The sequence below is a fragment of the Rhodococcus sp. Leaf247 genome, assembly GCF_001426185.1.
GTDB lineage: Bacteria > Actinomycetota > Actinomycetes > Mycobacteriales > Mycobacteriaceae > Rhodococcoides.
In genome coordinates this window covers 529,544-544,329 of sequence record NZ_LMRP01000003.1, presented here as the reverse complement: position 1 = coordinate 544,329, position 14,786 = coordinate 529,544, and the positions used below count along the sequence as shown (strand labels likewise).

General features: G+C 68.6%; 11 protein-coding genes. 2 read left to right on the top strand and 9 right to left on the bottom strand.

Annotated elements, in window-relative coordinates:
* Nucleotides 1–39 precede the first annotated feature (39 nt).
* The 6 genes from ASG64_RS17810 to ASG64_RS17785 form a co-directional block, all read right to left on the bottom strand.
* Nucleotides 40–1,476: a GuaB1 family IMP dehydrogenase-related protein gene (locus ASG64_RS17810; protein ID WP_056074936.1), complete on the bottom strand. Its 1,437-nt coding sequence runs from the start codon at nt 1,474–1,476 to the stop codon at nt 40–42.
* Between the two features lie 20 nt (nt 1,477–1,496).
* Complete coding sequence (locus tag ASG64_RS17805) at nt 1,497–2,375, bottom strand: DMT family transporter (protein ID WP_056074934.1); 879 nt, start codon at nt 2,373–2,375, stop codon at nt 1,497–1,499.
* Between the two features lie 7 nt (nt 2,376–2,382).
* Nucleotides 2,383–3,831 (bottom strand): NADP-dependent phosphogluconate dehydrogenase, encoded by a 1,449-nt coding sequence (gndA, locus tag ASG64_RS17800; protein ID WP_056074933.1) that lies wholly within the window; start codon nt 3,829–3,831, stop codon nt 2,383–2,385.
* A 64-nt stretch (nt 3,832–3,895) separates the two neighbouring features.
* Nucleotides 3,896–5,506 (bottom strand): DEAD/DEAH box helicase, encoded by a 1,611-nt coding sequence (locus tag ASG64_RS17795; protein WP_082518577.1) that lies wholly within the window; start codon nt 5,504–5,506, stop codon nt 3,896–3,898.
* Between the two features lie 359 nt (nt 5,507–5,865).
* Nucleotides 5,866–6,819, bottom strand: a complete 954-nt coding sequence (locus tag ASG64_RS17790) for a M56 family metallopeptidase (protein ID WP_042573705.1) — start codon at nt 6,817–6,819, stop codon at nt 5,866–5,868.
* Nucleotides 6,820–6,864: 45 nt separating this feature from the next.
* Nucleotides 6,865–7,257: a BlaI/MecI/CopY family transcriptional regulator gene (locus ASG64_RS17785; protein ID WP_042573704.1), complete on the bottom strand. Its 393-nt coding sequence runs from the start codon at nt 7,255–7,257 to the stop codon at nt 6,865–6,867.
* Between the two features lie 131 nt (nt 7,258–7,388).
* On the opposite strand from ASG64_RS17785, the gene ASG64_RS17780 reads away from it, so the two are divergent.
* Nucleotides 7,389–8,687 carry an alpha/beta hydrolase gene (locus ASG64_RS17780; RefSeq protein WP_056074931.1) on the top strand — a complete coding sequence of 433 codons (1,299 nt, stop codon included), beginning with the start codon at nt 7,389–7,391 and terminating at the stop codon, nt 8,685–8,687.
* A complete protein-coding gene (locus ASG64_RS17775; RefSeq protein WP_056074929.1) occupies nt 8,684–11,299 on the top strand; it encodes a bifunctional lysylphosphatidylglycerol flippase/synthetase MprF in 2,616 nt (871 codons plus the stop codon). Before ASG64_RS17780 ends, ASG64_RS17775 begins: the two co-directional genes overlap by 4 nt.
* On the opposite strand, the gene ASG64_RS17770 is transcribed toward ASG64_RS17775, so the two are convergent.
* The 3 genes from ASG64_RS17770 to ASG64_RS17760 are packed head-to-tail and all read right to left on the bottom strand — an operon-like array spanning nt 11,277 to nt 14,700.
* The gene (locus ASG64_RS17770; protein WP_056074927.1) at nt 11,277–12,125 is read right to left on the bottom strand and encodes an ABC transporter ATP-binding protein; all 849 of its coding nucleotides are present in this window, start codon (nt 12,123–12,125) and stop codon (nt 11,277–11,279) included. The genes ASG64_RS17775 and ASG64_RS17770 overlap by 23 nt on opposite strands.
* On the bottom strand, nt 12,122–13,213 hold the full coding sequence (locus ASG64_RS17765; protein WP_056074925.1) for a FecCD family ABC transporter permease: 1,092 nt from the start codon (nt 13,211–13,213) through the stop codon (nt 12,122–12,124). The genes ASG64_RS17770 and ASG64_RS17765 overlap by 4 nt, the downstream gene beginning before the upstream one ends.
* Nucleotides 13,210–14,700, bottom strand: a complete 1,491-nt coding sequence (locus tag ASG64_RS17760) for a FecCD family ABC transporter permease (protein WP_082518576.1) — start codon at nt 14,698–14,700, stop codon at nt 13,210–13,212. The genes ASG64_RS17765 and ASG64_RS17760 overlap by 4 nt, the downstream gene beginning before the upstream one ends.
* Nucleotides 14,701–14,786: the final 86 nt, after the last annotated feature.

The window sequence follows — 14,786 nt, the reverse complement described above, 5'->3', positions numbered from 1 at the left end:
GCGCCCTCGGCACCGACTCACCGGGGTGTGGCCGGTCGGTCACCAACCGGAGGGCAGTGGCCGTCCCTCCGCGAATCCCGCCGCGGACTGGATTCCCAACACGGCGTCGCGGTGCAGTTCCTCGAGCGAGCGTGCCCCGGCGTAGGTGCATGTGCTGCGCACTCCGGCACAGATGTGGTCGATCAGATCCTCGACGCCGGGACGTTCGGGGTCCAGGCGCATCCGCGAACTCGAGATGCCCTCTTCGAACAGGCCCTTGCGCGCTTGGTCGAAGGCGCTGTCCGCGGCGGTCCTGGCGGCGACGGCGCGCTTGGACGCCATGCCGAAGCTCTCTTTGTAGGCGACCCCCGCGGAGTCGACACGCAGGTCACCGGGCGACTCGTGCGTACCGGCGAACCAGGATCCGATCATGACGTTCGATGCGCCTGCGGCGACAGCCAGAGCGACATCGCGCGGATGTCGTACGCCGCCGTCCGCCCACACGTGCTTGCCCAGAGCGCGAGCGGCGGCAGCGCACTCCTCCACCGCGGAGAACTGCGGGCGGCCGACCCCGGTCATCATGCGAGTGGTGCACATCGCACCCGGACCGACACCGACCTTCACGATGTCGGCGCCGGCCTCGATCAGATCCCTGGTGCCGGCTGCGGACACCACGTTGCCCGCGGCGAGGGGAACACCGAGATCGAGAGCGGCGACGATGCGCAGGGCGTCGAGCATCTTCTGCTGGTGACCGTGCGCGGTGTCGAGCACGAGCACGTCGGCGCCGGCCTCGACCAGTGCCGCCGCCTTCGCGCCCACGTCGCCGTTGATGCCGACGGCCGCCGCGATGCGCAGCCGACCGTCGGAATCGGTTGCGGGACGGTAGATCCCGGCCCGGAGCGCTCCGGTGCGGGTCAGCACACCCGCCAGAGTCCCGTCGGACGCGGTGAGCACGGCGAGATTCTCGTGCCGAGACTCGAGCATCTCGAAGATCTCGCGGGGGCCGGTCTCGACGGAGGCCGTGACGAAGTCCTTGTCCATGACCGTCGACAGGCGCGCGAAGCGATCGACATCGCTGCAGGCGGCGTCGGACACCACGCCGACGGCCCGACCGTTCTCGACGACCACGACGACACCGTGCGCGCGCTTGGGCATCAGCGCCAGCGCATCCGACACGGAGTCCTCGGGCGTCAGCACCACGGGGGTGTCCGCCACCAGGTTGCGGCTCTTGACGAAGGCGACTGTCTCCGCGACCGCGGCCGTCGGGAGGTCCTGCGGGATGACGACGATGCCGCCGCGGCGAGCGACGGTCTCGGCCATCCGGCGACCCGCGACAGCCGTCATGTTCGCCACGACGATCGGAATGGTCGTTCCCGAGCCGTCGACGCTCGAGAGGTCCACATCGAAGCGGGAGGTGACGGTGGTGTGGTTCGGAACGAGGAAGACGTCGTCGTACGTCAGGTCGTAGGGCGGCCGTTGGTCACGAAGGAAATGCACGGGGCACAAGAGTACGCGATTCAGCGGTGGCGAGTCGCCGCGTCGGGCGTGGGTGCGTGCTCACGCCCCTGCTCACGCGAGAGGACCACGGTGGTGACGACCATCGCGAGTGCCGCCGCGACGACGATCGGCCCCCGCGCGCCGTCCATCGTGATGCGCTCGTCCAGCACGACGACCCCCAGGAACACCGCTGCCGACGGCTCGCACACCGTCACGGCCGGGAGCGAGGCCGCCAGCGGACCGGCCTGGAAGGCCCGTTGTTGGAGATAGAAGCCGGCCACGCCCGACGCCACCAGCGCGTACGTCTGCCAGGCGGCGAGGGCTCCCAGGGGATCTGCCTCCACCAGGTCCGTCACGTACTTGGTGAACGCCACCGCGACACCGAACAGCAACCCGCCGCCTATCCCGAGGAACAGCGCCGCGCGGCCGCTGTCGTTCACGGCGGCACCGGCTACCGCGCCGATCAGCGCGATCACCACCACGGCCGCGACGGGAAGCGCCCACTCCGACAGCGGTGCGTTCGAGTTGCCCTCCGTGGGATCGCCCACCGCGACGAACGCGACGAGGGCGGTGGTGAGGCCGACTGCGGACAGCCACGTGGCCCGGCGCATGCGGAGCCCCGAATACTTGGCCGCCAGGGGAAGCGCGAAGAGCAGCATGCTGACCAGGAGAGGCTGCACGACGCTGACCGATCCCACCGCCAGGGCGGCGACCTGGACCAGATAGCCACCCAGATCACCGACGACCCCCGCCCACCACCGAGGGCTGGTGGCGAGGCCGGACACGAGAGAACGCCCGTCCTGGACTGCCGAGGCCGCGCTTTGCTGCGCCACCGCGGCGCAGGCGAAGAGGAACGCAGCCACCAGCGACAGCAGAACTGCCAGGACGGGCGAACTCACGGGTGTGTCAGGCGTCGATCTCGGAGCGGTCCTCGCTCCACAGCGTGTGGAACTTGCCCTCGGCGTCGATGCGCTCGTAGGTGTGCGCGCCGAAGAAGTCACGCAGACCCTGCGTCAGCGCGGCAGGCAGACGCTCCGCGCGCAGTCCGTCGTAGTACGACAGGGCGGATGCGAAGCCGGGCACCGGGATGCCGAGAAGTGTCGCCGTGGACACGACACGGCGCCAGCTGTCGACGGCGTTCTCGATCGCGTCACGGAAGTACGGCGCCAGCAACAGTGCGGGCAGTTCCGGGTTCTCGTCGTAGGCATCCTTGATGCGGTTGAGGAACCGGGCACGGATGATGCATCCACCGCGCCAGATGGTGGCGAGGTCGCCGGGGTGCAGGTTCCAGTCGTATTCGGCCGAGCCTGCGGCGATCTGGTCGAAGCCCTGTGAGTAGGCGACGACCTTGGAGGCGTACAGCGCGGAGCGGATGTCTTCGGTGAAGGTCTCGATGTCCTCGGGCTTCGCCGACAGCGTTCCCGACGCCAGACCCTTGGACGCCTCGCGCTGTCCGCGTGCGCCCGACAGCGCGCGGGCGAACACGGCCTCGGCAATTCCTGTGACCGGGACGCCCAGGTCCAGCGCTGCCTTGACGGTCCAGCGGCCGGTGCCCTTCTGCTCGGCGGCATCGACGATGACGTCGACGAGAGGCTTGCCCGTCTTCGCGTCCTTGTGGGAGAGAACCTGCGCGGTGATCTCGACCAGGTAGCTCTCGAGGTCGCCCTCGTTCCACTGCCGGAACACGCCGGCGACGGCATCGGGGTCCATGCCCAGCGCGTCGCGGAGAAGGTTGTAGGCCTCACCGATCAACTGCATGTCGGCGTACTCGATGCCGTTGTGCACCATCTTGACGAAGTGGCCGGACCCGTCCGGGCCGATGTGGGTGCAGCACGGGGTGCCGTCGACATGGGCGGAGATCGATTCCAGCAGCGGTCCGACCGACTCGTAGGACTTCGCGGGTCCGCCCGGCATGATCGACGGGCCGTTCAATGCGCCCTCTTCACCGCCGGAAATTCCGGCGCCGATGAACAGAAGGCCGCGGTCCTTCAGCGAGGACTCGCGGCGGATGGTGTCTGTGTAGAGGGCGTTTCCGCCGTCGATGATGATGTCGCCCTCGTCCATGACACCGGCGAGTTCCTCGATGACGGCGTCGGTGGGGTCTCCGGCCTTGACCATGATGACGACCTTGCGCGGCTTCTCGAGACTTGCGACGAAGTCCTTCACGCTCTCCGAGGCGACGAAGGTTCCGTCACCACCGTGGGTGTCCAGGAGCGTCTGCGTCTTGGCGTAGCTGCGGTTGTGCACCGCCACCGTGTGTCCGTGCCGGGCGAAGTTGCGCGCCAGGTTCGATCCCATGACCGCGAGTCCGGTGACACCGATCTGAGCGAGAGGAGTGGATTCAGAGGAAGTCATTCCCCCAGCTTTCCCTGCCCGGCCCCGACGCGAAAGTCGGGGCCGGACAAGGAGGGTGTAGCTGTCAGTCGCGCGCGGTGCCCGCAGCGCGGCTGCGGAAGCCGCCGGAGCGTGAATCCGTTGCGCCCGAACGGTTCTCGTCGCGTCCGCGGTAGCCGCCACTGGACTCGCCGCCGCGGTAGCCGCCGGTACGGTTCTCGTCGCGGCCCTTGTAGCCACCACCGCTGGACTCGCCGCCGCGGTAGCCGCCGGTGCGGTTCTCGTCGCGGCCCTTGTAGCCACCGCTCGATTCGCCGCCGCGGTAGCCGCCGGTGCGGTTCTCGTCACGGCCCCGGTAACCACCGGAGTCGCCGCCGCGGTAGCCACCCGTACGAGGTGAACCCGATGCGCCGAAACGCGACGGGCCGCTCGGACGCTCGCGACGCGGTGCCTCGCGCACCGGCTCGCCGGACGGCGCCTTGGCGCCGGTGATCGAGCCGAGTTCGGCCGAACCGGGGGAGACGTCGACGGACTTGACCTTGACGCCGGCCTGACCGGTCAGGCGGCTGATGATGCGTCGCTGGTTGGGCAGCGCGATGGCGACGACGGTGCCCGCAGCGCCGGCGCGAGCCGTACGGCCGGCGCGGTGCATGTAGTCCTTGTGATCCGCGGGCGGATCGACGTGGACGACCAGGTCGATGCCGTCGACGTGGATGCCGCGTGCAGCGACGTCCGTGGCGACGAGCACCGGGGTGCGACCGCTCTTGAAACGATCGAGAACGCGAGTGCGCTGGTTCTGCGCCTTGCCGCCGTGCAGCGACTCGGCGTGGATGCCGACGGCGCGCAGACGGTCGGTGATGCCGTCGCAGCCGAGCTTGGTGCGGGCGAACATGATGGTCCGGCCACCCTCGCGAGCAGCGATCTCGGACAGGACGATGTCCTTCTGACCGCGGCCGACGTTCAGGATGTAGTGATCCATCGACTCGACGGCAGCCTTGCTGTCACCGGTCGAGTGCTGCACGTGGTCGGCCAGGAACTGGCGGACCAACGACTGCACCTCACGGTCGAGCGTGGCGGAGAACAGCATGCGCTGGCCACCGTTCGCGGTCTGTCCGAGGATGTCGCGCACCTCGGGCAGGAAGCCCATGTCGGCCATCTGGTCGGCCTCGTCGAGTGCGGTGATCTCCACTGCCTCAAGGACGCAGGTGCCCTGACGCAGGTGGTCGCCGAGGCGTCCGGGGGTGGCGACGAGAACGTCGACGCCGCGACGGAGCTGATCGGCCTGCCGACCGAAGGGGGTGCCGCCGACAGCGGGACGGACGCTCAGTCCGAGCACCGTGGCGTAGGACTGCAGCGAATCGACCACCTGGAAGGCGAGCTCACGGGTGGGAACCAGAACGAGTGCACGGGGGCGCTTCGCGGCGGGCTTGACGCCGGCTTCCGCGAGGCGGGTGAGCATGGGGAGACCGAAGGCGAGGGTCTTGCCCGAACCGGTCTGCGCACGGCCCAGGACGTTACGTCCGCCGAGTGCGTCGGTGATGGCCATCTTCTGGATGGGGGAAGGAACGGTGATGCCGTTCTTCGCGAGTGCCGCAACGATGGCTGCGGGAAGACCGAGATCGGAGAACGTGGTCTCGGTGCTGGTCGCACCTTCGGGGGTGCCGTCGACGGTGGTGGTGTCGACCGACTCGGCCACGGGGCCGGTGGTGCTGGTAGCAGAATCAGAAACGGGTGTAGCGCTGGTCAACGCGGTGGTACCTCTCGGGGTTGCAGGCGCGTCGCCACGCAGCAACGAATGATCACCGCGCAGCAGTAACGAGCCAGGGCACACATCACCTGGTCATCGATGCGCAAGCGGAGCTCGGGCGCAATGTGAGGTGTCTTGTCGTCCGTACGGTGCGGGAGTTCGATGAACTCGCGCTGTCCGACGGCGAAGTTTGTGCCATATCGACTAACGGATGGTTCTGATGAACCGAGGTCAACCCTACGCGATGGGCGCTCCACATGCCGACTCGTGTGAGCCAGTCGACTCCCGGGGTGTCAGGGGACGGAGTGTCAGGGTCGGTGCTGGAGAAGCCGGTTCAGCTCGGTCAGCCACGGCACGGCGACGTAAATAGTCGGGACCACGAGGATGGCGGCCGACGCCAGGTACGCCAACGGGGCGACGCCGGGCGTCGAGCCCGGGGTGGCGAGGCGGCGGACACGGACCAGCGTGCTGGGACCACCCGCCGCAAGCGCACCTCGCGGAGCCGAGGATCCCGAACATGCGACCAGGGCTCGAGCGAGGGGCCGGGGCCCGGTGACGCGGACCGCGGAGTCGTCCGCGAGAAGTTCGACGAGCAACTGGACCGAACCCAGGGCCGAGCGACTACGCACGAAGTACGGGAACGCCTGGTTGACGGCCATGAAAGCTTCGAGGACCAGGTCGTGGCGCGCGCGCAGGTGCGACCGCTCGTGGGTGAGGATGGCGGCGAGCTCGTCGTCGTCCAGGTTGGACAGTGTGCCTTCGCTCAGGACGACACGTTGCCGGAGCCCGGGCAGGCAGTAGGCGATGGGATCGAGAGTCTCCAGGACGCGGACGTCGGTGCCGTGCGGACTGACCTGATCGGCGCTGCGGTCGAGGATGTCGACGAGTGTGCGGTGCCGAGCGCGCCGTCGCCTCGTCTTCACGGCCACCAGGGACGTGGCCCAGAGCAGTCGAGCGCCGATGACGAGGGTGATGGCGAGCACCGAAACGTAGAGGATCCACACGGGAAGTCCGAGAGCGTCGATCTCCGCCGTGGGGGAGGTGGTGGGGCGACCGTCCGCCCCGGGAACGAGCAGCTGACTGGCGATGGCCAGCCCCGAACTGAAGGCGGAGAGCACGGCGGCCAACGCGATGGCCTGCCAGAGGACGAGAGCTGCGCGCGGAGTGCGGTGCGGCCAGGTGGCGCGGGCCAGCAGTGCGGGAACGGGGCCCGCCAGAATCAACGCGAGTACCGCGAAGATCACTGCTGTCGGTGCGTTCATGTCCTCACCGTCGGTGCCGAAGTGGTGATGAGCCTGCCTGGTCGCTCAGACGGTCCCGCGTCGGGAGTCGTCCTGCTTCTCCAGCGCTGCGAGCGCCTCACGGAGCGCAGCGGCCTCGTCGGCGCCCACCTGCCCGACGAAATGCACGAGCGCAGCAGCGCGGCCTCCGGATCGATCCGCCTGTTGGAGAGCGTCGACCATGAGACTCGCGACAAGTTCCTCGCGCCCATGTACTGGAGCGTACCGATGGGCGCGGTCGTCTCGCTGCTGGGTGACGAGCTTCTTCTTCGCCAGACGCTGCAGCACGGTCATCACCGTGGTGTAGGCGAGCTCGCGCTTCTCCGCGAGTGCCTCGTGCACCTGGCGCACGGTCTGTGGCTCCGAACTCGACCACAAATGTTCCATCACTGCTCGTTCGAGATCGCCCAGGCCTGCCATTCCGGAAATGATACGTCTCCTCCGACGCGAATGCGTACTACAGGGTGTAGCAGCGGGTCGTCGCACGTGAACGCGGCGCGGCGCGCTCGCAACGCGCGCCGTCGGACGGGCGCCGCGGCTACTGTTGCGCCGTGGCAATCCTGGACACGTCGTTGGTCAGCGGACCCGTTCCGATCGTCGTCACGGTGGCCGGTGTCCTGGGTCTGGTGTGGCTCGTTCTCGCCCGCAGTCGACGGCATCTGACCCGTGCCGTGCCGATCACCCTCGTGATCGCCGCAGCACTGACCGTCGCATCCTGGGTGATCATCGAGAAGATCTGGCGCGTGTTTCCCGATCCGGTGGAGATATCCGTCTACGTGTGGGTCGGACTCGGAGTGTTCGGGCTGCTGCTGACGGTTCCTCGCCTGCTCGCCGCAGCACGGTGGTGGTCCAAGGTGATCACCGTCCTCGCGCTCATCGCGGTCGTCGCGACCGCGGCAGCTCAGGTCAACCTCGTCTTCGACGCCTACCCGACCGTCGGCACCGCCGTGGGCATCTCGTCGGTCGAGGAGGTCGGCGTCGACGAGGTGACCGGGCGCACCGCCGATCCTGTGACCGGTACTCCGCTCGAGGCATCGTGGACCGCCCCCGCCGAGATGCCGGCGGGAGGCCGCATCCTGGACGCGCCGATCCCCGGTACGGCATCCGGCTTCTCGGCCCGCGACGCCAAGGTCTACCTGCCGCCGGCCTATTTCACCGACCGGCGCCCACTGCTCCCCGTCCTCGTCCTGATGGCCGGACAACCGGGCTCACCCGACGACTGGCTCACCGGCGGGCGCCTGGTGTCGACGATGGATCGCTTCGCGGAACAGCACAAGGGTCTGGCGCCGGTGGTGGTCGTCGCCGACGCCACCGGGTCGACCATCGCGAATCCTCTGTGCGTCGACTCGCCGCTCGGCAATGTGGCCACGTATCTGTCGAAGGATGTGCCGGCCTGGGTGAACTCCACGCTGCAGGTGGATCCGGACCCGAAGCACTGGGCGGTCGGTGGACTCTCGTACGGCGGCACGTGCGCGCTGCAGATGGCCACGAACTACCCGGCGATCTATCCCACGTTCCTGGTGCTGTCCGGACAACTCGAGCCGACGCTCGGCGACAAGCAGCGCACTCTCGACGCGGCGTTCGGAGGTAGTGAAGCCGCGTTCGAGGCCGTGAACCCGATGAACCTGATGGCATCGACGCAGTTCCCCGACACCGCCGGCGTCTTCGTCGTCGGTGCGAGCGACCCCGACTACCAGAAGTCGGCGCAGCAATTGCTCGCCGCCGCACAGAAAGCCGGTATGAACGTGCAGTACGCGGAGGTCCCCGGGGGACACAGCTACGAGACCTGGTCGGCCGGGTTGGAACTCGAGATCGGCTGGTTGGCAACGCGTCTGGGGCTCACCTCGTGACCGCGACCTCCACGGACGACGGCGACCCCACCACCGATGCGCCGAGCCGCCTCGGCCGTGTCCGCACGGACGTCGCCGCCTGGTGGGCACGCACGCGCCGGCAGGGTGCGCGGGTCGGTTCCACTGTCGCGTACGGCGCGAAGGGTGCGCCCGTCAGCCTGACGCTGCTCGCCGCGATGTGGATCGGCGTCGTCGTCATCTCGCTGACCACCCGCAGCTACCGCAGCTTCCTCGACCACCACATCGCCGTGGGCATAGTGCCGATCGAGAACGTTCGACTCTGGACCCCGGTGACGTCCGGACTGTTCGCTCTCGGAGTCGCGGCGCTGGTCGTCTCCACGCTTCTGTTCCTTCTCGTCGCGGCGCCGGTCGAGCACCGGATGGGCACCCGGCGCTTCGCCGTGGCGGTCCTGGTGACGCAGATCGGTGGGTCACTGCTCGGTCTGGCTCTCGCTGCGCTGGGCCAACTTCTCGACGAGGGGTGGGGTTTCCAACTTCATCTCGGTGTCACCTCGGGACCGACGGCCTGGATCCTCGGAACCCTGATGGTGGCCAGCTCCGACATGGGCACCTTGTGGCGTCGTCGAGTGCGGGTGGGTCTCGTGGCCCTGACAGTGGTCATGGCTCTCTTCGGTGGCCACCTCACGGACATCACGACACTGGGATCCGTCCTGGTGGGCGGGCTCGCCGGACCGCTGATCGTAGGCAAGTCTCCCCGCGCGTCGAGGTTGGCCGGTACGCGCCGCGAGGGTCGCGTCCTGGTCGCGTTGATCGTCGCGGCCAGCGCCGTCGGTCCGATGATCGCGGCGTTCTCGCCCAACGCGGTCGGCCCGTTCGCTGTCCTGCGTGAGCTGTTCCGCAGTCAGCAGTGGACCGTCGACGAAGTCGACCTGGTCTGCGGCGCCGACCCGGGGTCCACCGATTGCCGACGCGGTCTGCTCGACCTACGCCTCGGCGGTGTCGGCCCGACCGTCGCCAGCGTGCTGCCGTCGCTCTATCTGCTCGTTCTTGCCGACGGCCTACGTCGCGGGCGACGGTTCGCGTGGATCGGCGCGGTGTTGTCCCAGTTCGTCCTGGTCGCCCTCGCGCTGGCCAACTACCTCATCAGATTCGCGGACCTCGACAACGGCGAGACGCTCTACTACGGCGTCGGCGATGCGACGCTGTACCGCACGGCGGTCCCGTTCCTGGTGCCGCTGGCCGTCCTGACGTTGCTGGTGGTCACGAGGAAGAACTTCGACGTGCGGGCACCGGCCGATACCTATCGCCGTGTGTGGGTCGGGACCGCGTCGGCTGCGGTGGCGTTGGCCGTGATCTACGTGGCCGTCGGGACCCTGGTGCGCGGGGGCTTCGACGGCAGTCCGTCCGCCCTGGCGCTGCTGGGAGACTTCCCGCAGCGGCTGGTACCCCCGATCCTGCTGCAGTGGTTCGACCCGCCGTTCCTTCCGGACAGCGGACTCGCGACCGTCCTGTACGAGTGGACGGGCATCGCCTTCTGGGCGACGTTGATCGTGTTGACGGCCGGATCGTTCGTGAAGCCCGCGTACGGCGTCGACACCGATGCGACCGAGCGTGCCCGCGCAGTGCTGTCGGCGAGCAGCGGCAGCGCGTTGTCCTGGATGACGACGTGGAGCGGCAATCGCTACTGGTTCTCCGGCGACGGCCGAAGCTACGTCGCGTTCCGCGTGATCTCCGGTATCGCCCTGACGACCGGAGATCCGGTCGGGCCCCCGGCGGACCGGAAGGCGGCCATCGTCGGCTTCTCGGAGTACGCGTCGGCCAACGGCTGGTCTCCCTGCTTCTACTCGGTGACTCCCGACGTCGCGTCCATCACCGGCGCGCTCGGGTGGGAGAGCATCCAGGTGGGGGAGGAGACCGTGCTCCCTCTCGACGGTCTCGCCTTCACGGGCAAGAAGTTCCAGGATGTGCGTACAGCCGTCAACCGGGCCAAGAAGGCCGGCGTGGAAGCCGAGTGGATCAGCTTCCCGACCGCGCCGCTGGCCATCACCGATCAGATCACGGCGATCTCCGAGGAGTGGGTGGCCGACAAGGGCATGCCCGAGATGGGGTTCACTCTCGGCGGTCTGGACGAGGTGGACGATCCGCAGGTCCGATGCCTCATCGCGGTGGACGAACACCGCACGGTGCACGGCATCACGTCGTGGATGCCGGTCTACCGGGACGGCGAGGTGGTGGGATGGACGCTCGACTTCATGCGTCGACGGTCCGAGGGCTTCCGGCCGGCGATGGAATTCCTCATCGCCTCGGCCGCCCTGTCGTTGCAGGAGGAGGGCGCGCAGTTCCTGAGCCTGTCGGGTGCGCCGCTGGCGAAGGTGGGCGACCCCACCGAGGAGTCGCCGGCGACCTCGACCCTGTCGGCTCTGCTCGAACGGTTGCTCGACGTCGTGGGGCGCACCCTGGAACCGGTGTACGGGTTCCGGTCGCTGCTGGCCTTCAAGTCGAAGTTCCAGCCCGTGTACGAGCCGATGTACATGACGTTCCCCGACGCGGTGGCCCTGCCCAGCATCGCCAACGCGATCGGCCGCGCCTACCTGCCCGACGTGTCCCTCGGGCAGGGCGTCAAGTTGGTCAGGACGATGATCGAACGGTGACGTGCCGGGTGCCGATCGGGACGATCAGGGGGCGGTCCGAGACCGGGTCGTCGATGACGGCGGCGGTCAGGCCGAACACGTCGGCCAACATCTCCTCCGAGATGACCTCGGACGGCGTGCCGCTGGCGACGATTCTGCCTTCGTGCATGACGACGAGTCGGTCGCTGTAGCGGACGGCGAGATTGAGGTCGTGCAGGACCATGACGACGGTCCTGCCCATCTCGTCGTGCATCCTGTCGACGAGATCGAGCACCTCGATGGAGTGGGCGAGGTCGAGGTACGTCGTGGGCTCGTCCAGGAGCAACACGTCCGTCCCCTGCGCGAGCGCCATCGAGATCCATGCTCGCTGCCGCTGTCCACCGGAGAGCTGATCCACGGGACGCTCGGCCAGATCCTCGATGCCGGTGAGCTGGAGTGCGCGGGCCACCTCGGACTCGTCGTCGCGGGACCACTGGCGGATCCACGACTGGTGCGGGTGCCTGCCGCGGGCGACGAGGTCGGCGACGGTGAGACCCTCCGGTGCGATGGGCGACTGGGGGAGGACGCCGAGGGTGCGGGCCACGTCCTTCGTCTTCATGTGGCCGATGGCCTTGCCGTCGAGAGTCACCTGCCCCTGCCGCGGCGACAGCAGACGGCCCAGCGCGCGGAGCAGCGTCGATTTACCGCAGCCGTTCGGCCCGATCACGGTGGTGATGACTCCGGTGTGCACCTCGAGGTCGAGGCTGTCGATGACGATGCGGTCGCCGTAGCCGACGGAGATGTTGTCGGCGACCAGGCGATGGGGATGCACTGCCTCCGCCGCACCGGCCTGTGTGTGCGCACTCATATCGTCGCCTTTCGGTTGACTCGAACGAGCAGGTAAAGCAGGAAGGGTCCGCCCATGACGGAAGTGACGATGCCGACGGGCAGTTCCACGGGAAGCACGGTCCGCGCCACCAGGTCGGCGCCCACCACGACCAGCGCCCCGGTCAGTGCCGACGCGATCAGGGGCGGCTCTGCCGACCGAGTCAGTCGCACTGCGATCTGCGGCGCGGCGAGCGCGACGAAGCCGATGGGGCCTGCGACGCTCGTCGCGATGGCGGCCAATGCAACGGAGATGACGAGCAGCACGGCCTGCGACTTCTGGACGTTCACGCCCAGCGACCGGGCGGTGTCCGGGCCGAGTCGCATCGCGGTGAGTCGGAAGGACATACCGACCGACGCGGCGCCGAGGACGACGACCGCCGCCGTGACGGGCCAGACCTGAGACCACGTCGCGCCGGACAGCGTGCCGGTGAGCCAGAGCTGAGCGCGGGTGACATCGGTGATGTCGGCGTTGACCAGCATCCATCCGATGAGCGCCACCATCATGGCGTTCACGGCGATGCCTACCAACACCAGCCGCATTCCCTGCACGCCGCCGCGCCATGAGAGCAGATAGACGGCCGCGGCAGTGAGCAGTCCGCCGACGAGAGCGGCGATCGTGAGACCGAGCGTCGCGAACACTCCCACGGCGGTGCTGGTTCCCGACAGCACGATCAGCGAGATCGCCGCGACACTCGCGCCGGAGGTGATGCCGAGGATGTCGGGACTGGCCAGGACGTTGCGGGTGATCGACTGCATGAGAGCGCCCGACACCGCCAGTGCCGCCCCGACGAGCACGCCGGTGAGCGCGCGGGGGAGTCGCAGATCCATGACGACGAAGCGCTCGATCCGGCTACCTCCACCGAGCAGGACCTGGACGACGTCCGGGATGGACAGTGGGTAGTCGCCGCGCCCGACGTTCAGGCAGAACACCAGGAACAGTGCTGCCGCGAGAGCGATCGCGACGATCACCCGGGCCGGTCGACGCACCGTCGAGAGAGGGCCCAGCCGGAACGCGGGCCTGCCTGCCACCGCCGACGACGTGACGTCGGCTTCCAGAGCGCGGGTCACAGCGAGACCAGCGTTCTGCGGCGCACCAGGGCGATGAAGAAGGGTGCTCCGACCAGGGCGAGCACGATGCCCACCTGCAGCTCGCCGGGCCGCACCAGAACCCGGCCGATGACGTCCGCGAGGACGAGAAGCACTCCGCCGAGGGCGCCGGCGAACGGCAGCAGCCAGCGGTAGTCGGGTCCGGTGATCGCTCGCGCCACGTGCGGGACCACCAGTCCGACGAAGGCGATGGGACCGCAGGCGGCCGTGGCAGCACCGGTGAGCAACGTGATCGCGACGATGCCGACGACTCGAGTGAGCGTGATGTTGGTGCCCAGCGACCGCGCGACGTCGTCTCCGAGGCTGATGGTGTTCAGGGCGGGAGTACCGGCGACCGCGATGATCAGGCCGACGACGATGAACGGCAGCACGGTCCAGAAGATGTCGAGTCCTCGTCCGGCCACCGATCCGACGACCCAGAAGCGGTAGCTGTCCAGCGTGGTCTGATCCAGCAGGACGACGGCATTGGTCATGGCCTGGAGGAAGAACGCGATGGCCGCGCCCGCCAGCGCGAGAGACAGAGGGTTGGCGCGAGCTCCGCCGAGCGAGGCCGTGCCGAACACGACGACGCTCGCGGCCGCCGCACCGGCGAACGCGAACCACAGGTATCCGCTCGGGGACGTGATGCCGAACAGGAAGATCGCGATGACGACGAAGAACGCGGCGCCCGCGTTCAGTCCCAGCAGGCCGGCGTCGGCAAGCGGGTTACGGGTGTGTCCTTGGATCAACGCACCCGCGACGCCGAGCGCGATGCCGACGACCAGTCCGAGAACGGTGCGCGGAAGTCGCAAGGACCGCACGATCACGTCCGTGTCGGTTCCGGTGGCAGAGAACAGCGCATGGAAGATCTCGGCGAAGGTGAGAGGTCGCGCACCGACCGCGATGCTCATCAGGGCGACCAGGACCAGCGCCGCGGCAAGGATGATCAGTCCGGTCGTCCGGCGCCGGCGCGCCGCGGCCGACGACGTGTCCTGCTCGATCGGTCGGAAGCCGTCGGCGACCGCCACGGACAGTCGGACGGTGGTGATGCGCGAGCGCGGCCGGTGTCCCAGTGCTGCGCGTACACCGGTGGCGTTGCCGTCGCTGGTCCGCAGAATCAGCGCGAACAACGACTTACCGACGCTCTGACCGGCACGCCCGTCGCGAACCCCGCGATTCCACACCAGGACTGCGACGGCGGCGAGAACGGAGATGGCGGCGAAGACGACGCGGTCGACCTGGCCGCCGCCGTTGTCGTCGGCCAGCGATCGCACGATCACCGCACCGATGGCGAGAGGAAGGAGGGGGAGGGCGATGTCCACGGCAGTTGCCGCGACGACCGACGCGGCGCTGGGTGCCTGGCGGGTCTCGTCGAGCGTGGAGTAGTCGCGGTCCGCGCGGACGGTATCCGCGGGTTCCGGGAGTGCACCCGAGTCGGGAGCGTGCGCGAGGGGTGCAGTGTCACTCACGCTGAATCCCTCCCGTCGAACGTCGTTCTCTTCACGTCTCTCCTTGGAAGGTTACGCAATCCTAAGCACTTGCGTACGCAGGGTCG

Bases quoted from the DNA above. Each gene is read 5' to 3' on its own strand.
- gndA (WP_056074933.1), bottom strand. From the start codon at position 3,831: ATGACTTCCTCTGAATCCACTCCTCTCGCTCAGATCGGTGTCACCGGA.
- ASG64_RS17790 (WP_042573705.1), bottom strand. From the start codon at position 6,819: ATGAACGCACCGACAGCAGTGATCTTCGCGGTACTCGCGTTGATTCTG.
- ASG64_RS17785 (WP_042573704.1), bottom strand. From the start codon at position 7,257: ATGGCAGGCCTGGGCGATCTCGAACGAGCAGTGATGGAACATTTGTGG.
- ASG64_RS17770 (WP_056074927.1), bottom strand. From the start codon at position 12,125: ATGAGTGCGCACACACAGGCCGGTGCGGCGGAGGCAGTGCATCCCCAT.